Consider the following 19,896-nt stretch of genomic DNA (forward strand, 5'->3'; position numbering starts at 1 on the left):
GGGTGCGCCCCTGACAGCCTGCGATCACCCATCAGGGTGACAGGAATGAGGGAGGCACACCTGTGCGACCGATCATCCGAGCGTTAGGCGGTGTCGGCACCGCGTTCGCACTCGTCGTCGGCATGACGTCGTTCGCGTCCGCGGACCCGGCGGACTCCGCGGACGTCCAGGGCACGGACGTCCAGGGCACCGGCATCCGGGATGCCGACTTCCAGGACGCGGGCCTGAAGGCCATCGACTGGAAGCCGTGTCCGGAACTCGCCGAGGTCGAGTGCGGCACGCTGAGGCTGCCCATCGACTGGTCCAAGCCGCGCGGCGACAAGTTCGACCTGGCCGTGGCGCGCCGCAAGGCGACCGATCCCGCCAAGCGCATCGGCGTCATGGTGATCAACCCCGGTGGCCCCGGCGGCTCCGGGGTGGACTTCGCCCTGGGCGCCAACCGCTTCTTCAGCCCGCAGGTGCAGGAGCGCTTCGACATCATCGGCTTCGACCCGCGCGGTGTCGCGCGCAGCCAGCCGGTGAAGTGCTCGATCGACATGCTGCAGAAGCAGCCGTCGGTGTACCCGGCGAACCAGGCGGAGTTCGAGGCGCTCGGGCAGTACAACCGCGACCTGGCCGCCGACTGCCGCAAGAACACCGGCCCGATGTTCGACCACGCCGACACCATCGGCGTCGTCGACGACATCGACGCCCTGCGGCGCTCGCTCGGCGAGCGCGAGATCAACTACTACGGCGTCTCCTACGGCACGCTCATCGGCCAGCAGTACGCCGAGCGCTACGGCCGCAACATCCGGGCCATGGTCATCGACTCCAACATGGACCACAGCCTCGACACGTGGCGCTTCAACGAGACCGAGGCCCGCACCGCCGAGGACTCGTTCCGCGAGTTCGTGAAGTGGTGCGACCGCTCGACGTCGTGCGCGCTGCACGGCGAGGACGTCGCGAAGGTCTGGGACGACCTGCTGGCGAAGGCAGATCGCGGTGAGGTCACCGACCCCGACTTCCCGACCCGCAAGGTGACCGCCGACGACATCATCGGCGCCGCGTTCGGCGCGTTCTACGGCCCGCACTGGCAGAGGCTGTCCGAATTGCTGGTGGCGCTGGGCGCGGGCAAGGCCGCTCCGCAGGCCTTCGCGGTGGAGATCGCGGAGAACCCGTTCCCGGCCGTGTTCTGCCAGGACTGGGCGATCCGGGTGAAGGACCACCGCGAGTTCTCGTCCCTGGTCCGTCGGGCCAGGCAGCTCGCTCCGCACATGCGCGGCTCGTCGCTGGGCCACGTCGCGATCGCCGGCTGCGTCGGCCTGCCGGAGAAGGTCAACAACCCGCAGCACCGGCTGCGCATCAAGCACGCCCCGAAGATCCTGATGCTCAACGCCCTGCACGACCCGGCGACGGGTTACGAGTGGGCCGTCAACGCCCACCGGCAGAGCCGCGACACCACCGTCCTGCTGACCTACGAAGGCTGGGGCCACGGCGTCTACAGCCGCAGCGCCTGCACCAGGGGCGCGTCCGACTCCTACCTGATCGAGCGGAAGGTGCCGCGTGACGGCACCCGCTGCGCCGCCGTCGAGCCCTCGGCCCCGGCCGCGGCCTCGTCCGGGACGCCTCACGTCCCGGTCGGGCCCAAGCCCGGTCTGCCCGGCTGGGTGAAGTAACCGCTCGGACCGTCCGAAGGGCCGCTCCTCGCTTCGCGCGAGGGGCGGCCCTTCGCGTCGAAACGTGCCTGTAACACCGGCACCCGGACAGTTCACCGGCGCGAAACCTGCCGCGCGTCCCGGCGAAACAGGACATCCCGATGCTCCCTGCAACCGACGCGCAGTGGAGGTCGACGTGGATACAGGGGACACCGCCTGGTTGCTCACCAGCTCCGCACTGGTGCTGCTGATGACACCCGGCCTCGCCTTCTTCTACGGGGGCATGGTCCGGTCCAAGAGCGTGCTCAACATGATGATGATGAGCCTGGGTGCGATCGGCGTGGTCGGCGTGCTCTGGGTGCTGGTCGGCTACTCCGCCGCGTTCGGCACCGATGTCGGGGCCGGCCTGCTGGGCAAGCCGTTCGAGTTCTTCGGCCTGGACGGGCTGCTGGGCAAGGACGCGTTGACCGGCACCATCCCGACCACGGTGTTCGTCGCGTTCCAGGCGATGTTCGCGATCATCACGGTCGCCCTGATCTCCGGCGCCGTCGCGGACCGCGCCAGGTTCGGGCCGTGGCTGCTGTTCGCCGGGCTGTGGTCGCTGGTCGTGTACTTCCCGGTCGCGCACTGGGTGTTCGACTTCGACGGCAAGGACGCGGCCGGCAACGTCGTCGACCCCGGCGGGTGGATCGCCAACGAGCTGTCCGCCATCGACTTCGCGGGCGGCACGGCCGTGCACATCAACGCCGGCGCGGCGGGCCTCGCGCTGGCGATCGTCCTGGGCAGGCGCGTCGGCTGGCCCAAGGACCGGATGAAGCCGCACAACCTGCCGCTGGTCGTGCTGGGCGCGGGTCTGCTGTGGTTCGGCTGGTTCGGGTTCAACGCGGGCTCCGCGGTCGGCGCGAACACCACGGCCGGCGTCACGTTCGTCAACACCCTGGTCGCCACGTCCGCCGCCATGCTCGCCTGGCTGGCCGTGGAACGCGTCCGGGACGGCAACGCCACCACCCTCGGTGCCGCGTCGGGCATCGTCGCCGGTCTGGTCGCGATCACCCCCGCGTGCTCCGCTGTCACCCCATTGGGTGCCATCGCGGTCGGCGCGATCACCGGCGCGCTGTGCGCCCTGGCGGTCAGCCTCAAGTACCGCTTCGGCTTCGACGACTCGCTCGACGTGGTCGGCGTGCACCTGGTCGGCGGTCTGTCCGGCACCGTCCTGATCGGCTTCTTCGCCAGCGACACCGCCCCTGCGGCGGTGAACGGCCTCTTCTACGGTGGCGGCGTGGACCAGCTGTGGCGGCAGGCGGTGGGTGCGGTGGCCGTGCTCGGCTACTCGTTCGTGCTGAGCCTGGTGCTGGGCTACCTGGTCAAGTTCACCGTGGGCTTCCGGGCCGACGAGGAGGCCGAGATCGCCGGCATCGACGAGGCCGAGCACGCGGAGACCGCCTACGAGTTCGGCGGCGGCCTGTCCGGTTCGCGTGGCAACACCAAGCCCAACGTGGCCGCCGGCGCGTCCGCGGTCCTTGAGGGGAGCACCAAGTCATGAAGCTGGTCACCGCGATCATCAAGCCGTTCACGCTGGACGACGTGAAGACGTCGCTGGAGCAGCTGGGCGTGCTGGGCATGACCGTCAGCGAGGTCCAGGGCTACGGCAGGCAGAAGGGGCACACCGAGGTCTACCGGGGCGCCGAGTACGCCGTGGACTTCCTGCCCAAGCTGCGCGTCGAGGTGCTGATCGACGACGCGGCCGTCGACAAGGTGCTGGACGCGATCGTGGAAGCCGCCCGCACCGGCAAGATCGGCGACGGCAAGGTGTGGGTGACCCCGGTCGAAGCGGTCGTCCGGGTGCGGACCGGGGAGCGCGGATCCGACGCTCTGTAGGGAACGGGGGACGGCCGTGATGGAGAACGCCGGGACGGCCGTCGTCACGGCTGACGACCTGGTGCGGGCACGTGATCGACTGCTCGCGCCGGGGCGTCGGCGGCTGGTGGGGGAGTCGCTGCGCGAGGCGCTGGTGGACCTGCACGAGTTCTGGCTGACCGCGCACGCCTTGCGCGCGGGTGTCGGTGGGCTGGGTGGCGGGTTGGCGAGCGGGCCGGGCAGTGGGTTGGGCAGTGGGCAGGGCGGCGGGTCCGGGAGCGGGCCGGGCAGTGGGTCGGCCCTGGTTGCGGTGGGGGGCTTGGGCAGGCGTGAACTGGTGCCCTACTCGGACCTGGACCTGGTCCTGGTGCACAACGGGCACAAGGGCGTGGAGGAGGTCGCCGGGCGGCTCTGGTACCCGCTGTGGAACTCGGGCATCGGCCTGGACCACTCGGTGCGCACGGTCGGCGAGGCCCTGCGGGTCGCGGCCGGGGACCTGCGGACCGCGATGGGGCTGCTGGACCTCCGGCACATCGCGGGCGACCCGGAGATCAGCGGGCGGCTCGCGGAGAACGCCCGCCAGGCGTGGCGCTCCGGGGTGCGGACCAGGCTGGACGAGATGGCCGAGTCGGCGCAACGGCGGTGGGCCCGCAGCGGCGAGATCGCGCACCGCGTCGAGCCGGACCTCAAGCACGGTCGGGGCGGGCTGCGGGACGTGGCCCTGCTGGACGCGTTGTCCGTCGCGCAGCTGACCGATCGGGCTTCGGCGGAGGTCGACGAGGCGCGGAAGCTGCTGCTGGACGTGCGGACGGAACTGCGGCGGGTGGTGCGCCGGCCGCGTGACGTGCTGCGGGCGCAGGACGGTGACGAGGTCGCCTCGGCACTGGGGCTGGCCGATCGGTTCGCGCTGGCCCGCGCCACGTCCTCGGCTGCTCGGACCATCGCCTACGCGGTGGACGTGGCCATGCGGACGGCGCGTGCGGCGGTGCCGAAGCGGGGGTTGGGCGTGTTCGCGCGGTCACCGCTGCGGCGGGTTCCTGCTCGGCGGCCGTTGGACGAAGGCGTTGTGCTGCACGGGTCTGAGGTCGCGTTGGCGCGTGACGCCATGCCCAGCCGTGACCCGGCGTTGTTGTTGCGGGTCGCCACGGCGGCGGCGCGGAGCAAACACCCGATCGCGGCGGGGACGTTGTCGAAGCTCGCCGATTCCGCGCCGGAGCTGCGTCAGCCGTGGCCGCGTGAGGCGCGTGAAGAACTGCTGGCGTTGCTGGGCAGCGGCTCCGGGCTGGTCGACGTGGTGGAGGCGCTGGACCGGACCGGACTGTGGGGACGGCTGTTCCCCGAGTGGGGCGCAGTCCGCGATCTACCGCCGCGCGATGCCGCCCACATGTGGACTGTGGACCGGCATCTGGTGCAGGCGACCGCTCATGCGGCGCGGTTGGTGACTTGGGTGTCGCGGCCGGATCTGCTGCTGCTGGGCGCTTTGCTGCACGACATCGGCAAGGGGCGGCAGCAGGACCACTCCGAGGTCGGCGCCGCGTTGGCCACGCAGGTCGCCGAGCGGTTGGGGTTGTGGCCGCAGGACGTCGTCACGTTGAGCGCTCTCGTCCGGCATCACCTGCTGTTGCCGCACACGGCGACCCGGCGAAATGTTGAGGACGAGGCGACTGTGCGGCGGGTGGTCGACACGCTCGGCGGCGACCCGGTGCTGTTGGAGTTGCTGCACGCGTTGGCCGAGGCGGACGCGGTGGCGACCGGGCCCGGGGTCTGGACGGAGTGGAAGGCGTCGCTGATCAGGGATCTGGTGGCGCGGTGCCGGACGGCGATGGCCGGGGATCCGTTGCCCGAGCCCGAGCCGTTGGACCGGCGGCAGCAGGATCTGGTGGCGGTGGTGTCGGGTGTGGGGGCGGGGTCTGAGACGGGAGCGGGAGCTGGGACGGGGAAGCCTGATGTGTTGGTGGACGTGCATGGTCATGTTGCTTCGGTGACGGTGGTTGCTCCGGACCGGCCGGGGTTGTTGTCGCGGGCGGCGGGGGTGTTGGCGTTGAACTCGCTTGAGGTGCATTCGGCGGTGCTGCGGTCCCACGAGGGGGCTGCGGTGGACGTGTTCACGGTGTCGCCGAGGTTCGGGTCCATGCCTGATGTCACTTTGTTGCGGGAGCAGTTGACTCGCGCGGTCGACGGGTCGTTGGCGTTGACGGAGAAGTTGGCGGCGAAGGAACGTGACTACGGGGGCCCGCCGCTGGACCCGCCGCCGCCGAGGGTGTTGTGGTTCGACGACGAGTCGACCGGGGGCGTGGTGCTGGAGCTGCGGGCGGCGGACCGGATCGGGTTGCTGCACCGGGTGGCGGATGCGTTGGAGCGGGTCGGGGTGGATGTGGTGTGGGCTCGGGTGTCCACGTTGGGTTCTACGGTGGTGGACTCGTTCGCGATCACCGGGGTGGGGGAGCTGGACGGGGTGTGGCGGGAGCGGGTCGAGAGGGCGGTGTTGGGGGCGGCGCGCTGAGTGGTTGTCGGCGGGTGTTTGCGTAGGTCTACGCACAACCGATAGCGGGTGCTCACGCTGCCCGTGGGCTCCTGTGGCGGGCAGGCTTCCAGCTGTGACGCGGGGGGCCGCCGGAGTCGGGCGGATGGAGCGTCACCGACGAAAGGTTCGGGGGCGGTCCACTGAGGGGTTGGACCGCCCCCGAACATTTCCAGGTCTGATTTCTTGTCGGGCTGCGGGCTGCGGCCCGCGGGGTGCGGGATGCGGGTGTTGGGTGCGGCTGGGTGCGGCTGGGTGCGGGCTGTGGGTGCTCTCAGCTTTGCGGGCGGCATTGTCGGTGCCTCGTGGGATGATCGATGTGGGGGCCGGAGGCCACGGGCTGGCTGTGCTATAGGGCTCTGACCTGCGGTTATCTGGTCGGCCTGCTGCGTGCTGCCTGTCCGCTGTCACTCCGGTTGTCACCCGTGCGCACCCATCCCGTCGGCCTGCCGGCTGAGGCCGGCGGTGGCGGATGGGTTGGGAGGGGTTGCGGTGGTGCGGGCACACGGTGCTGGGGCGGGGTGGTGCGGGCGCGCACGGTGGGGTTGCGGACGCGGGTTGTGAGGGAGGGAACTCTGTAGCGTCCGAAACGTCTCTTTAGTATGGATGCGATGACCGCCGTCGCCGTAGCGCCGCGTGCCCTGGTCGTGCTGGCCGGACTGCCGGGCGCGGGTAAGACGACGTTGCTCGCCGGGGTCGACACGGGTGGCGCGCCTGCCGTTGTGCTGGACTCCGACCAGGTTCGCGGTTATCTGCGGGATGTGCTGCCGGCGTCGCTGCCCTACCGCTTCTACCGGCCCCTCGTCCACCTCGTGCACCGCCTTCGCATCCTCTGGTTCGCGGTCACCGCGTCGAGCCTCCTGCTGGTGCACGAGCCGTCCACGCGGCCGACCACCCGGGCCGGCCTGGTCGCGGTCGGGGTGATCAGCAACCGGCCCCGGCACTTCATGTGGCTGGACGCGAGTCCCGAGGAGGCGTTGTCGGGGCAGGTGCGGCGGGGGCGGTTGATCCGGGAGAGCTCGTTCGCCCGGCACGTGAAGCGGGCCGGGCAGTTGCGGGAGAGGTTCGCCGGGGGCCGGGCCCCGCGGGGGTGGCAGGCGTTGACGGTGCTGACCCGCGCCGACCGTCTGCGACTGTCGGTCGGCACGAGCGGCTACCCTGACTCTTAGTCATTCGGTCCGACGACGTGCGAGGTCTGGCGGCATCGTGTTCAACACCCTTTCCGACCGGCTCACCTCCGTCCTGCAGAACCTGCGGGGCAAGGGGCGGCTGTCCGAGGCCGACATCGACGCCACCGCGCGCGAGATCCGCGTGGCGTTGCTGGAGGCCGACGTCGCCCTGCCCGTCGTCCGCACCTTCATCGCGAAGGTCAAGGAACGGGCCAAGGGCTCCGAGGTCTCCCAGGCGCTCAACCCCGCCCAGCAGGTCGTCAAGATCGTCAACGAGGAACTGGTCGGCATCCTCGGCGGGGAGACGCGGCGGCTGAACCTCGCGAAGAACCCGCCCACGGTGATCATGCTCGCCGGTCTCCAGGGCGCCGGCAAGACCACGCTCGCGGGCAAGCTCGCGAAGTGGCTGCGCGGGCAGGGGCACACGCCGATGCTCGTCGCGTGCGACCTCCAGCGACCCAACGCGGTCACCCAGTTGCAGGTCGTCGGTGAGCGGGCCGGAGTCCCGGTGTTCGCCCCCGAGCCCGGCAACGGTGTCGGCGACCCGGTCGACGTGGCCCGTCGCGGCATCGACGAGGCCAAGCGCGCGCAGCACGACGTCGTGCTCGTCGACACGGCCGGCCGGCTGGGTGTCGACGAGGAGATGATGCGCCAGGCGATCGACATCCGCGCCGCCGTGCAGCCCGACGAGGTGCTGTTCGTGGTCGACGCGATGATCGGTCAGGACGCGGTGAACACCGCGACCGCGTTCCGGGACGGCGTCGGCTTCACCGGCGTCGTGCTGACCAAGCTCGACGGCGACGCGCGCGGTGGTGCCGCGCTGAGCGTCCGCGAGGTGACCGGCCAGCCGATCCTGTTCGCGTCCAACGGCGAGAAGCTGGAGGACTTCGACGTCTTCCACCCGGACCGGATGGCGTCGCGGATCCTCGGCATGGGCGACATGCTGACCCTGATCGAGCAGGCCGAGCAGGCGTTCGACGCCGACCAGGCCGAGGCCGCCGCGGTCAAGATGGGGTCCGGCCAGCTCACGCTGGAGGACTTCCTGGAGCAGATGCTCACCCTGCGCAAGATGGGCCCGATCGCGAACCTGCTCGGCATGCTGCCCGGCGCGGGTCAGATGAAGGACCAGCTCGCGAACCTGGACGAGAAGCACCTGGACCGGGTGCAGGCCATCATCCGGGGCATGACGCCCGCCGAGCGGGACGACCCGAAGATCATCAACGCGTCCCGCCGGCTGCGCATCGCGAACGGCTCGGGCGTCCGGGTCAGCGAGGTGAACGACCTGGTCAACCGGTTCTTCGAGGCGCGCAAGATGATGTCGCAGATGGCCGGCCGGTTCGGTCTGCCGGGCGGCAAGAACACCCGCAAGGGCAAGGGCAAGAAGGGCAAGAAGGGCAAGGGCCGCGGCCCGACGCCGCCGAAGGTGCGCGGCGGCTTCCCCGGCATGCTGCCGGGCGGGATGCCCCCCGGTATGCCCGGTGGCGGCGGCGGGATGCCCGAACTGCCGCCGGGGCTGGGCAGCCTGGACCAGTTGCCGCCCGGGTTCGACCCGTCGAAGTTGAAGTTCGGCAAGTGACCGGTCTGCACCTGCGCGGCGTCGTCCTGCCCGACGGGGGCGACCCGCGTGATCTGTGGGTGGTCAACGGGCGCATCCGCACCCAGCCGGTGCCGGGTGCGCGGACCGTCGTGGACGGCGGGTACCTGGTGCCCGGCCTGGTCGACGCGCACTGCCACGTCGGGCTGGGCGCGAAGGGCGCGGTGGACCTGCCGGAAGCCGTCGAGCAGGCGTTGCTGAACCGGGAGGCGGGCGCGCTGCTGCTGCGCGACTGCGGTTCCCCGCTGGACACCCGTCCGCTGCAGGAACGCCTGGACCTGCCCCGCATCGTCCGGGCGGGACGGCACCTGGCACGGCCCAAGCGGTACATCAAGTACCTGGGCGTGGAGATCGAGGACGAGCAGGACCTGCCCGGTGCGGTGGCCGAGCAGATCGCCGAGGGCGACGGCTGGATCAAGCTGGTCGGCGACTGGATCGACCGCGGCACCGGCGACCTGGCCCCGCTGTGGTCCGACGACGTGCTGGCGCAGGCGATCAAGGTCGCGCACGACGGCGGCGCACGGGTCACCGCGCACGTGTTCGGCGAGGACGCCCTGCCGGGCCTGCTCGCGGCGGGCATCGACTGCATCGAGCACGGCACCGGCCTGACCGACGACACCATCGCCACCATGGCCGCCGCCGGCACCGCCCTGGTCCCGACGCTGATCAACATCGAGAACTTCCCCGACATCGCCTCGGCGGGCGCGGAGAAGTTCCCGGCGTACGCCACCCACATGCGGGACCTGTACGCGCGGAACAGGGCCACCGTCGCCGCCGCGGTCGAAGCCGGCGTCCCGGTCTACGCGGGCACCGACGCGGGCGGCGGCATCCGGCACGGCCGGATCGTGGACGAGGTGCGGGCGCTGCACGAGGTAGGCCTGTCCCGGCACGACGCGCTGGCCGCCGCGTCCTGGTCGGCGCGCGAGTGGCTGGGCTTCCCGTCGTTGGTGGAAGGCGCGGCGGCGGACATCGTCGTGTACGAGGACGACCCGCGCGAAGACCTCGAAGCCCTGCGGCACCCCGCGCTGGTCATGCTGCGCGGACGCATCCACTGACACGTCCGCCGACGCCTCGCGCGTAGCGCGCGTCCGTCAGAGTGATCTTGGGCCGATCCGGGCAGTGCGGCTCCCGGTTGTGCCGCTACGTTCGGACGAGTGGACGAACAGCGGGACAGCGGGCGGGCGCATTGGGGCTTCCTCGCCTTCTTCTCGGGCTTGGCCGGGTACCACCTGTCCACGCTGGTGTTCACCGCGGTCACCGCCGACCGGTTCGCCGAGGTCGACATCACCGACCCGCCGGTGCTCGGACCGTTGCTGCTGCTGCTCTTCCTGCCGAACGTCCTGCTGGGCCTCGGCCCCGTGGTCGTCTCGTGGCGCCGGGGTGAGGGGCCGAACAAGGACTTCGGCATCGCCCCGCGCTGGTACGACGTCAAGGTCGGCCTCCTGTGCGGCGGGTTGTCCCTGCTCGCCGCGTGGGTACTCGGCGTGGTGCTGCTCCGCGTCAACCGCGACACCGGCAGCTCCCCGGAACAGGTCGAGGCGCTGTCCGGCGGACGGTCGGTGTGGCTGGCGCTCGCGGCGCTGTTCGTCTTCCTCGGCGCGCCCCTGACCGAGGAACTGCTCACCCGGGGAGCCCTGTGGAACGCGCTGGAGCACTACCGGGTTCCCAAGGTCGCGATCCTCGGCCTCACCGCCCTGATGTTCGCGTTCCTGCACGAGGAGTCGTGGCGGACGGTCAGCCTGTTCGCCCAAGGCCTCGCCATCGGCGCCGCCCGGATGGTCACCGGGCGGGTCTCGGCGAGCGTCGTCGCGCACGCGGCCAACAACCTGCTGCCCGCCGTCTACCTGTACGTAGGCGCCTCCTGATTAGGGTGTTCGCTGTGAACCCACCGGATGAACCCCCGACAGGGCTGATCGCCGGAGTCCGCGCGGTCGGCCGTGAGCCGTCGCCCGCGAACGCCGGGCAGCGCTGGGGCTTTGGCGCGTTCCTGCTGGTCGAGGCGATCTTCGTGTTGAGCGCCGTGTTCATCACCGCGGTCGCCCGCACCTCCGGCACGGACATCGGCTCGTCGGTGGCGTTCATCCTGGTCGGCTCGATGGTGCCCACCGTGCTGGCGGCCGCGGTCGCCGTGGTCATCACCAGGGTCCGCGGCAACGGCCCGCTGGTGGACCTGCGGCTGAGCTGGAACTGGGCGGACGTCAAGATCGGCCTCAAGCTGGGGCTGCTCGGGCTGGTGCTGACCTACCTGGCCGCGCTGATCTGGTCCAGGGTCGTCGGCGACCAGAACGCCACGTCCGCGATCGGCGAGCTGGTGGACGGCGCCGGGCTGCCGCTGTCCGCCGCCATCGCGATGTTCCTCTACGTGTGCTTCGTGGGCCCGATCTGCGAGGAGCTGATCTACCGGGGCCTGCTGTGGGGCGCGATCGAACGGCAGGGCTGGAGCCAGTGGGCCGCGTTCGTGCTCACCACGCTGATCTTCGCGGCCAGCCACCTGGAGCCGCTGCGCACGTCGCTGCTGATCGTGATCGCCCTGCCGATCGGCATCGCCCGCCTGATCACCAGGCGGCTCACCGCGAGCGTCGTGGCGCACGTGGTCAACAACTTCCTGCCCGGCCTGACGCTGCTGCTCGTCTCGGTGGGGTTGATGCCCACGTGATCGACCTGAACAGCGACCTCGGCGAGGGCTTCGGCATCTGGCGGCTCGGTGACGACGCCGCCCTGCTCGACGTCGTGACCAGCGCGAACGTGGCCTGCGGCTTCCACGCGGGCGATCCGTCGACCATGCGCCGGGTGTGCGGGCAGGCCGCCGAACGGGGCGTCGCCGTCGGCGCGCAGGTGTCGTACCGCGATCTGGCCGGCTTCGGGCGGCGGTTCATCGACGCCGATCCGGCCGAACTGGCCGACGAGGTGCTGTACCAGGTCGGGGCTCTCGACGCGTGTGCGCGTGCGGCCGGCACACGGGTGTCTTACGTCAAGCCTCACGGTGCTCTCTACAACGCGACCGTGCACCACGACGCACAGGCCGAGGCTGTCGTGAACGGCGTCAAGGCGTTCGGTGACCTGCCCGTACTCGGACTGCCCGGCTCGCGTCTGCTGCACCACGCCGCACGTGCGGGGCTGCGGGCGGTGCGGGAGGCGTTCGCGGATCGCGCGTACACGCCCGAAGGCACGCTGGTGCCCCGTACGCGGCCCGGAGCCGTCCTGTCGAGCACCGAAGCCGTGCTCGACCAGGTGCTCCGGCTCGCTCGCCACGGCGAACTGGTCGCGGTGACGGGTGAGACGATCGCCACCGAAGTGGACTCCATCTGCCTGCACGGAGACACGCCAGGTGCCGTAGAGCACGCCCGATCCGTGCGGAAAGCGCTCCTCGAAGCCGGTGTGCGGCTGGGGCGATTCGTGGTGGAGTAGGCCTGTCTGGCAGAATGGCCTGTTGTTCGCCGCGGTCGGTCCCTCTCACCGTGCCATGGCGCCCAGACACTTGGGCTTTCCCACCCGTGCCCCACGCGGGTGAGGAGTGCCCGCACCTGAGCAAATTGAGAGCCTGAGGAGTACCCACACCCGTGGCCGTCAAGATCAAGCTTCAGCGGCTTGGCAAGATCCGTCAGCCGTACTACCGGATCGTCGTCGCCGACGCGCGCACCCGCCGCAGCGGCAAGGCCATCGAGACGATCGGCAAGTACCACCCGAAGGAAGAGCCGTCGTTCATCGCGGTCGACTCCGAGCGGGCCCAGTACTGGCTCGGTGTCGGCGCGCAGCCGACCGAGTCCGTGCAGCGCCTCCTGGAGATCACCGGCGACTGGCAGAAGTTCAAGGGCCTGCCGGGCGCCGAGGGCACCCTGAAGGTCAAGGAGCCCAAGACCAGCAAGGCGGAGCTGTTCGCCGCCGCGCTGGCCGCCGCCGGTGACGCGCCGACGACCGAGGCCACCACGCCGAAGAAGAAGTCCTCGAAGAAGGACGACTCCGCGAAGGCCGAAGAGGCCCCCGCCGCCAAGGACGAGGCGTGAGCTTGTTGGCCGACGCCCTGGAACACCTCGTCCGGGGCATCGTCGACCACCCGGACGACGTCCGGGTGAACCTGGTCACGACCCGGCGCGGTCGCACGCTGGAGGTGCACGTCCACCCGGACGACCTCGGCAAGGTCATCGGCCGCAGTGGCCGGACCGCGACCGCACTGCGCACCGTGATGGCCGGCATCGGCGGCCGTGGCGTGCGCGTCGACGTGGTCGACACCGACCGCTGAGCGCGCACATGGACGTCGTCGTCGGCCGGGTGGCCAAGGCGCACGGGATCAGCGGCGAGTTGGCCGTCGACGTGCGCACCGACTCGCCCGAGCTGCGGTTCGCGCACGGCTCGGCACTGGTCGCGAAGCTGCGTGACGGCACCTCCCGCACGCTCACCGTGGCAGCCGCCCGGAACCACTCCGGGCGGCTGCTGGTGCGTTTCGAAGAGGTCCTGACCAGGGACGTCGCCGAGACGCTGCGCGGCACGCTGCTGCTCGCGGCCACCTCCGACCTGCCGCCGACCGGCGACCCGGACGAGTTCTACGACCACCAGCTGGAAGGCCTGCGGGCCGAACTGCTCGACGGCACCGCGGTCGGGACGGTCCTGGAGGTCGTGCACGGTCCGGGTGGCGAGCTGCTGGTGATCCGCCGCGAGGGCGACGAGGTGCTGGTGCCGTTCGTGCGGCAGATCGTGCCCACCGTGGACCTGGCGGGCGGCCGTGTCGTGCTGGACCCGCCAGAGGGCCTGCTCGATGCGGATTGACGTCGTCACGATCTTCCCGGAGTACCTGGAGCCGCTGCGCGCGGCGCTGCTCGGCAAGGCCGTCGACAAGGGCCTGATCAGCGTCGACGTGCACGACCTGCGGGACTGGACGCACGACGTGCACAAGGCCGTGGACGACAGCCCGTACGGCGGCGGCCCCGGCATGGTGATGAAGCCCCAGGTCTGGGGTGAGGCGCTGGACGCCGTGTGCGCGGGGGAGACCCCGCGGCTGGTGGTGCCCACGCCGGCGGGTCGGCCGTTCACCCAGCGGTTGGCGCACGAGTACGCCGCCGAACCCCGGCTGGTGTTCGCGTGCGGCCGGTACGAGGGCATCGACCAGCGGGTGGTGGACGACGCGTCCCGGCGGATGCGGGTGGACGAGGTGTCCATCGGCGACTACGTGCTGGTCGGCGGCGAGGTCGCGGTGCTGGTCATGGTCGAGGCCGTGGTCCGGCTGCTGCCCGGCGTGCTGGGCAACCCGGCGTCGGCGGCGCAGGACTCGTTCTCCGACGGGCTGCTGGAAGGCCCCTCGTACACCCGGCCCGAGGTGTGGCGCGACCTGGCCGTGCCGGAGGTGCTGCGGTCCGGCAACCACCGGCTGATCGACCGCTGGCGGCGTGACCAGGCGTTGCGCCGCACGCTCGAACGCCGCCCCGACCTGCTCGACGCGCTCCCCGAGGGCGCGTTGGACAAGCACGACCGCAAGCTGCTCGACGAGCTCCGCTAGCCCCGATTTCGTCGGCGCACACCCGATCTGGCACACTGGACAGGTTGCTGCACCCGGTCAGCCCCGGCGTGCGCCGCAAAGCCCGCCCCCACGTAGGTACTTGACTTAGAACGTGCCCTGGGGGAGTACGTACACGTGAGGACGAGGACGGACCACCGATGAACACCCTGGACGCTCTTGACGCCCAGTCGCTGCGCTCCGACATCCCGAGCTTCCGGCCGGGCGACACGCTGAAGGTCCACGTCCGCGTCATCGAGGGCTCCCGCGAGCGGGTCCAGGTGTTCCAGGGCGTCGTGATCCGCCGGCAGAACGGCGGGATCCGCGAGACCTTCACCGTCCGCAAGGTCTCGTTCGGTGTCGGCGTCGAGCGCACCTTCCCGGTGCACTCCCCGAACATCGCCGAGATCGAGGTCGCCACCCGCGGCGACGTCCGCCGCGCGAAGCTGTACTACCTGCGCGACCTGCGCGGCAAGGCCGCCAAGATCAAGGAGAAGCGCGAAGCCAAGCCGGCCTCCTGACGGCGGGTTCACGCGCAACCAGTAGCCTGCCCCACGTGGCAGAACCCGTGCACAGCTCCGCTGACGAAGACGGTCAGGAACCAGATGCCGAGTCCACCCCGGACTCGGCATCTGGTCGTAAGGGCAAGAAGGACAAGAAGAAAGCCCCGTTGTGGCGCGAGATCCTCGTGCTGCTGGGCACAGCCCTCGTGCTCACAGTCCTGATCCAGACCTTCCTCGCGCGCGTGTACGTCATCCCGTCGGCGTCGATGGAGCAGACGCTGCACGGCTGCACGGCCCCCTGCTTCGGCGACCGGGTACTCGTGGACAAGCTGGTCTACGACTTCACCGACATCGAGCCGGGCGAGGTCGTGGTGTTCCGCGGGCCCCCCGCGTGGACCGCGAACGACTTCCAGTCGCCCCGTTCGGATAACCCGATCGTGCGAATTTTCCAATCCGGCCTGTCCCTGATCGGCCTCGCGCCGCCGGACGAGCGGGACTTCGTCAAGCGCGTCATCGCGGTGGGCGGGCAGACCGTGGAGTGCTGCGACGAGCAGCACCGGCTCAAGGTCGACGGCAAGCCGCTGGACGAGCCGTACATCTACTGGCAGCCCGGCACCGGCCCGCAGGACCACGACCCGTTCGAGCCGGTCAAGGTGCCCGAGGGGCAGCTGTGGGTGATGGGCGACAACCGCACCAACTCCACCGACTCGCGCCGCCAGGGCGGTGGCGGGGTGAACGGGACCGTGCCGGAGTCCGACGTCATCGGCAAGGCGCGGGCGATCGTGCTGCCGCCGTCCCGCTGGGGTGGCGTGGGCGACCACAACCCGCAGGCCGTGGCGCTGGGCGCGCCCGTCTGGCAGTCCGGCATCCCGGCCGGTGCGGGCTTGGTCGCCGCGTGGCCCGTGGTGTTCATCGGCCGGAAACTCCGCAGGCGGTTGACCAGGGCCTCACAGGCCGGATCGGTACGCTGACACAGTGGTAGACGTGGCACCTTCCCGCGACTCGTCCGACGAGGACCCCGAGCGCGCCTCCGACGAGGAGAAGATCGAGGAGTTCCGCAAGCGGTCGAAGAAGAAGCGGAAGGGCTCGTTCTGGCGTGAACTGCCGATCCTGGTCGTGGTCGCGGTGGGGCTCGCGTTCCTGATCCAGACGTTCCTGGCGCGGGTCTACATGATCCCGTCGGAGTCGATGGAGCAGACGCTGCACGGCTGCGCCGCGCCGTGCTTCGGCGACCGGGTGCTGGTCGACAAGCTCACCTACGACTTCACCGACCCCTCGGCGGGCGAGGTGGTGGTCTTCCACGGTCCGGACAGCTGGATCAACAACGACTTCGGGCCGACCGAGCCGCCGAACGCGGTGGTGGGGTTCTTCCAGGGGCTGGGGTCGCTGATCGGCATCCCGACCGCCAGCAAGGAGGACTTCGTCAAGCGGATCATCGCGGTCGGCGGGCAGACCGTGAAGTGCTGCGACGAGAAGAACCGCGTGCTGGTGGACGGCAAGCCGCTGGACGAGCCGTACGTGTACTGGGAGCCGGGGCGCGGCAGCTTCCAGGAGTCGTTCGACGAGCTGAAGATCCCGGACGGCTACCTGTTCGTGATGGGCGACAACCGGAACGACTCGTGCGACTCGCGGTGCCAGGGCGACCGGCGGCTCGGCGGTCTGGTGCCGGTGGAGAACGTGGTGGGCAAGGCGCGGGTGATCGTGCTGCCCCCGTCCCGCTGGGGTGGCGTGGGCGACCACAACCCGCAGGCCGTGGCGCTGGGCGCGCCCGCGTGGCAGGACGCGGTGCCCGCCGGGGTGGGTATCGCGGCGGCGTGGCCCGTGTTGCTGATCGGCAGGCGGGTGAGGGCCCGGATCCGGCGTTCGCGGCTGGGATAGGGTCGGGTGGTGATCCGCAAGCCGCCTCGCGCCCAGGTTCGGCAGACCGCGGGAATCTGGGCCTTCCAAGCAGCGCTCGACCGGCGTGGCCTGGGGCCGGTCGCCGGGGTGGACGAGGCCGGGCGCGGCGCGTGCGCCGGTCCGCTGGTGGTGGCGTCGTGCGTGCTCAAGCCGGGTGACGCGGCCCGGTTCGAGGGGCTGACCGACTCGAAGCTGCTGACCGCGCCGGCCCGGGACCGGATGTACGACCTGGTGCTGAAGCGGGCCGTGGACTACGCGGTGATCGTGATCCCGGCGTGGGAAGTCGACCTGATCGGTGTGCACGTGGCGAACATCGAGGGCATGCGGCGGGCCGTGGCGCGGCTGTCCGCGCACCCCGGCTACGTGCTGACCGACGGTTTCCCGGTGCCGGGGCTGACCGCGCCGAACATGCCGGTGATCAAGGGGGACCGGGTGGCCGCCTGCGTGGCGGCGGCATCGGTGCTGGCCAAGGTCACCAGGGACCGGATCATGACCGGGATGCACGATGAGCTGCCGGTCTACGGGTTCGACGTGCACAAGGGCTACAGCACGCCCGAGCACAGCGCCGCGCTGCTGGCCCACGGGCCGAGCGCGGAGCACCGCTGGTCGTATGCGAACGTGGCCTCGGCGGGGGCCCGGCACGGGTTGACGCCGCCGCACCGAGTGGCGCGTGACGTGCTTTCCGCCGCCGTGGTCCAGAATGGAACATCGCCGCAGACCAGCGGTGGCAGGCTCGCGACGAGGAGGGGCGCGGATTCGATGAGCACCCGCGCGGAGGCGTAATGAGTGCAGAGGATCTCGAGAAGTACGAGACCGAGATGGAGTTGTCGCTGTACAAGGAGTACCGCGACATCGTCAGCCAGTTCTCGTTCGTCGTGGAGACCGAGCGGCGGTTCTACCTGGCCAACTCGGTGGACGTGCAGGTCCGCAACGCGGACGGCGAGGTCTACTTCGAGGTGCGGATGTCCGACGCCTGGGTGTGGGACATGTACCGGCCGGCCCGGTTCGTGAAGAACGTCCGGGTTATCACGTTCAAGGACGTGAACGTGGAAGAGCTGGACAAGCCGGACCTGAGGCTGCCCGAGGACGGTCCGTTCAACTCCTGACCGCCGCTCAAAGTCGCAGGGGCTCACCCGAAGGGGTGGGCCCCTTTGCGGCTTTCGGGTGGGTTTCCGCCGAGTTGTCCACAGGCCCGAAATCCATCCACAGATCGTGATCTCCCCCTGGCTCCCCAAGATCCGCTTCGGCAAAGTCGATCACGACACGACTTCACACCGAACCGGGAGCCACCGTGCGGACCACGCAGGAGCTGGGCGAACTGGGCGAGCACCTCGCCTGCGAATACCTGTGCCGGCAGGAGCGCCTGGCGCTGCTCCAGCGCAACTGGCGCTGCCCCGAGGGCGAACTCGACATCGTCGCGACCGACCGCGCGCAGCTGGTCGTCTGCGAGGTGAAGTGCCGTTCCGGCCCCGGCCGGGGCAGCCCGCTGGAAGCCGTCACGCGCACCAAGCTGGACCGCATCCGGGCGCTGGCCCTGCGCTGGCGGGAGATCCACGACCTGACCCGCCTGAAGATCCGCTGCGACCTGGTGGGCGTCCTCTGGCCCCGGTCGGGTCCGATCCGACTGCACCACGTGCGGGGTGCCTGACATGGCGCTGGCGAGAGGGTGGTCGGTGGCGCTGTTCGGCGTGGACGGCGTGCCGGTGGAGATCGAGGCGGACGTGGGCGCGGGCACCGTGCGGACCCAGCTGCTCGGCCTGCCGGATGCCGCCCTGCACGAGTCGAAGGACCGCGTGAAGGCGGCCGTCCGCAACAGCAACCACACCTGGCCGACCCAGCGCGTCACGCTGGGCCTGTCCCCGGCCACCCTGCCGAAGGGCGGTTCGAGCTACGACCTGGCCCTGGCCTGCGTCGTGCTGGCGGCGTCGCAGGCCGTGCCCGCCGACCGCCTGGCCGGCACCGTGCTGATCGGCGAACTGGCGCTGGACGGCCGGCTGCGCACCGTCCGAGGCGTGCTGCCCGCCCTGATGGCCGCCCGTCGGGCAGGCCTGGCACGGGCCGTCGTGCCGACCGCGTCCCTGCCCGAAGCCGCCCTGGTGGAGGGGCTGGCCCTGCACGGCGCGGAGAACCTCACCGACGTGATCGCCTGGCTGAACGGCGACGACACCTCCCTCACCCCGGCCCCGACCCTCGACCCGACGCCGCCGCCCCCGCCCGGTCCGGACCTGTCCGACGTGGTGGGCCAGCCCGAGGCCCGCTGGGCGCTGGAGGTCGCCGCGGCGGGCGGCCACCACGTGCTGCTCACCGGTCCGCCCGGCACCGGCAAGACGATGCTGGCCGAACGCCTGGTCAGCCTCCTGCCGCCGCTGTCGACGGACGAGGCGATCGGCGTGACGGCCATCCACTCCGTCGCGGGCCTGCTCACCCCGCAGGCCCCGCTCGTGGCCACACCGCCGTTCGTCTCCCTGCACCCGTCCACGTCGACGGCGGCACTGGTCGGCGGGGGCACGGGCCTGGCGAAACCCGGCGCGGTGAGCCACGCGCACCGGGGAGTGCTGTTCATCGACGAGGCGTGCGAGTTCGGTGCCCGGAGCCTGGACGCCCTGCGCACCTGCCTGGAGGAGGGCGAGGTGCGGATAGCCAGGAGGGACGGCATCGCCAGGTACCCGGCCCGTTTCCAACTGGTGCTGGCCACCAACCCGTGCCCGTGCGCCCCGCCGAAGGACCTGGACTGCATCTGCCTGCCCACCACCAAACGCCGCTACCAGGCCAAGCTCTCCGGCCCACTGCTCGACCGGGTGGACCTGCGGGTGACCATGCGCCCGTTGACCGTGATGATGGCCCCCGAGGTCGCCGACCCCGAGCCGACCGCGGCGGTCCGCCACCGCGTGCTCGAAGCGAGGACCAGGGCGAGGAACCGCTGGGCAGCCCACGGCTGGCGGACCAACGCCGAAGTCCCCGGCCCGGCCCTGCGGCGGGAGTTCCGCCTGCCCCGGGAGGCGACGACCCTCCTGGACCGCGCCCTCGCCCTGGGCGCACTGACCGGCCGAGGCGCCGACCGGTGCCTCCGGGTGGCCTGGACGCTCGCCGATCTCGCCGAAACCCCCGAGCCCACCGCCGACCACGTGGCGGCAGCCCTCGAATTCCGAGAAAGACGAAGGCCATGACCCCGAAACTGTCCCGTCCGACAACCGGAAAACCCGCAAGACCCGACCCGACGCCGCCCGAACC

The 19,896-nt window shown here is 71.0% G+C and carries 21 protein-coding genes; all 21 read left to right on the forward strand.

Going from position 1 to position 19,896, the window contains the following annotated elements:
* Positions 1-62 precede the first annotated feature (62 nt).
* The 21 genes from FHS29_RS10395 (at position 63) to FHS29_RS10495 (ending at position 19,832) form a co-directional block, all read left to right on the forward strand.
* The gene (locus FHS29_RS10395) at positions 63-1,655 is read left to right on the forward strand and encodes an alpha/beta hydrolase (protein ID WP_184690365.1); all 1,593 of its coding nucleotides are present in this window, start codon (positions 63-65) and stop codon (positions 1,653-1,655) included.
* 175 nt (positions 1,656-1,830) lie between these two features.
* Complete coding sequence (locus FHS29_RS10400) at positions 1,831-3,177, forward strand: ammonium transporter (RefSeq protein WP_184690366.1); 1,347 nt, start codon at positions 1,831-1,833, stop codon at positions 3,175-3,177.
* Positions 3,174-3,512 carry a P-II family nitrogen regulator gene (locus FHS29_RS10405; protein ID WP_184690367.1) on the forward strand — a complete coding sequence of 113 codons (339 nt, stop codon included), beginning with the start codon at positions 3,174-3,176 and terminating at the stop codon, positions 3,510-3,512. The genes FHS29_RS10400 and FHS29_RS10405 overlap by 4 nt, the downstream gene beginning before the upstream one ends.
* Positions 3,513-3,531: 19 nt before the next feature.
* Positions 3,532-5,994 (forward strand): [protein-PII] uridylyltransferase, encoded by a 2,463-nt coding sequence (locus tag FHS29_RS10410; RefSeq protein ID WP_184690368.1) that lies wholly within the window; start codon positions 3,532-3,534, stop codon positions 5,992-5,994.
* Between the two features lie 629 nt (positions 5,995-6,623).
* Positions 6,624-7,181 carry an AAA family ATPase gene (locus FHS29_RS10415; protein WP_312864853.1) on the forward strand — a complete coding sequence of 186 codons (558 nt, stop codon included), beginning with the start codon at positions 6,624-6,626 and terminating at the stop codon, positions 7,179-7,181.
* 37 nt (positions 7,182-7,218) lie between these two features.
* A complete protein-coding gene (gene ffh, locus FHS29_RS10420) occupies positions 7,219-8,757 on the forward strand; it encodes a signal recognition particle protein (RefSeq protein WP_184690370.1) in 1,539 nt (512 codons plus the stop codon).
* A complete protein-coding gene (locus FHS29_RS10425; RefSeq protein WP_184690371.1) occupies positions 8,754-9,830 on the forward strand; it encodes an amidohydrolase family protein in 1,077 nt (358 codons plus the stop codon). Before ffh ends, FHS29_RS10425 begins: the two co-directional genes overlap by 4 nt.
* A gap of 99 nt (positions 9,831-9,929) precedes the next feature.
* Complete coding sequence (locus tag FHS29_RS10430) at positions 9,930-10,640, forward strand: CPBP family intramembrane glutamic endopeptidase (protein WP_184690372.1); 711 nt, start codon at positions 9,930-9,932, stop codon at positions 10,638-10,640.
* A 14-nt stretch (positions 10,641-10,654) separates the two neighbouring features.
* Positions 10,655-11,431, forward strand: coding sequence for a CPBP family intramembrane glutamic endopeptidase (locus FHS29_RS10435; protein WP_184690373.1), 777 nt, complete (start codon positions 10,655-10,657; stop codon positions 11,429-11,431).
* Positions 11,428-12,183 (forward strand): LamB/YcsF family protein, encoded by a 756-nt coding sequence (locus FHS29_RS10440; RefSeq protein WP_184690374.1) that lies wholly within the window; start codon positions 11,428-11,430, stop codon positions 12,181-12,183. The genes FHS29_RS10435 and FHS29_RS10440 overlap by 4 nt, the downstream gene beginning before the upstream one ends.
* A gap of 152 nt (positions 12,184-12,335) precedes the next feature.
* Positions 12,336-12,779 (forward strand): 30S ribosomal protein S16, encoded by a 444-nt coding sequence (rpsP, locus tag FHS29_RS10445; protein WP_184690375.1) that lies wholly within the window; start codon positions 12,336-12,338, stop codon positions 12,777-12,779.
* On the forward strand, positions 12,776-13,015 hold the full coding sequence (locus tag FHS29_RS10450) for an RNA-binding protein (protein WP_015104447.1): 240 nt from the start codon (positions 12,776-12,778) through the stop codon (positions 13,013-13,015). The genes rpsP and FHS29_RS10450 overlap by 4 nt, the downstream gene beginning before the upstream one ends.
* 8 nt (positions 13,016-13,023) lie before the next feature.
* Positions 13,024-13,539, forward strand: a complete 516-nt coding sequence (gene rimM, locus FHS29_RS10455) for a ribosome maturation factor RimM (RefSeq protein ID WP_184690376.1) — start codon at positions 13,024-13,026, stop codon at positions 13,537-13,539.
* Positions 13,529-14,266, forward strand: coding sequence for a tRNA (guanosine(37)-N1)-methyltransferase TrmD (trmD, locus tag FHS29_RS10460; RefSeq protein ID WP_184690377.1), 738 nt, complete (start codon positions 13,529-13,531; stop codon positions 14,264-14,266). Before rimM ends, trmD begins: the two co-directional genes overlap by 11 nt.
* A gap of 158 nt (positions 14,267-14,424) precedes the next feature.
* Positions 14,425-14,784 (forward strand): 50S ribosomal protein L19, encoded by a 360-nt coding sequence (gene rplS, locus FHS29_RS10465; protein ID WP_184690378.1) that lies wholly within the window; start codon positions 14,425-14,427, stop codon positions 14,782-14,784.
* 35 nt (positions 14,785-14,819) lie between these two features.
* Positions 14,820-15,737, forward strand: coding sequence for a signal peptidase I (lepB, locus tag FHS29_RS10470; RefSeq protein ID WP_184690379.1), 918 nt, complete (start codon positions 14,820-14,822; stop codon positions 15,735-15,737).
* A gap of 4 nt (positions 15,738-15,741) precedes the next feature.
* Entirely contained in the window at positions 15,742-16,644 is a 903-nt protein-coding gene (gene lepB / locus FHS29_RS10475) for a signal peptidase I (RefSeq protein WP_184690380.1), read from the forward strand.
* 9 nt (positions 16,645-16,653) lie between these two features.
* The gene (locus FHS29_RS10480) at positions 16,654-17,448 is read left to right on the forward strand and encodes a ribonuclease HII (RefSeq protein WP_184690381.1); all 795 of its coding nucleotides are present in this window, start codon (positions 16,654-16,656) and stop codon (positions 17,446-17,448) included.
* Positions 17,448-17,771 carry a DUF2469 domain-containing protein gene (locus tag FHS29_RS10485; protein ID WP_015104440.1) on the forward strand — a complete coding sequence of 108 codons (324 nt, stop codon included), beginning with the start codon at positions 17,448-17,450 and terminating at the stop codon, positions 17,769-17,771. Before FHS29_RS10480 ends, FHS29_RS10485 begins: the two co-directional genes overlap by 1 nt.
* A 185-nt stretch (positions 17,772-17,956) precedes the next feature.
* Positions 17,957-18,313 carry a YraN family protein gene (locus FHS29_RS10490; RefSeq protein WP_184690382.1) on the forward strand — a complete coding sequence of 119 codons (357 nt, stop codon included), beginning with the start codon at positions 17,957-17,959 and terminating at the stop codon, positions 18,311-18,313.
* Between the two features lies 1 nt (position 18,314).
* Positions 18,315-19,832 carry a YifB family Mg chelatase-like AAA ATPase gene (locus FHS29_RS10495; protein WP_184690383.1) on the forward strand — a complete coding sequence of 506 codons (1,518 nt, stop codon included), beginning with the start codon at positions 18,315-18,317 and terminating at the stop codon, positions 19,830-19,832.
* The last annotated feature ends 64 nt before the right edge of the window (positions 19,833-19,896 follow it).

Origin of the sequence: Saccharothrix tamanrassetensis (assembly GCF_014203665.1) — a bacterium.
Lineage (GTDB): Bacteria > Actinomycetota > Actinomycetes > Mycobacteriales > Pseudonocardiaceae > Actinosynnema > Actinosynnema tamanrassetense.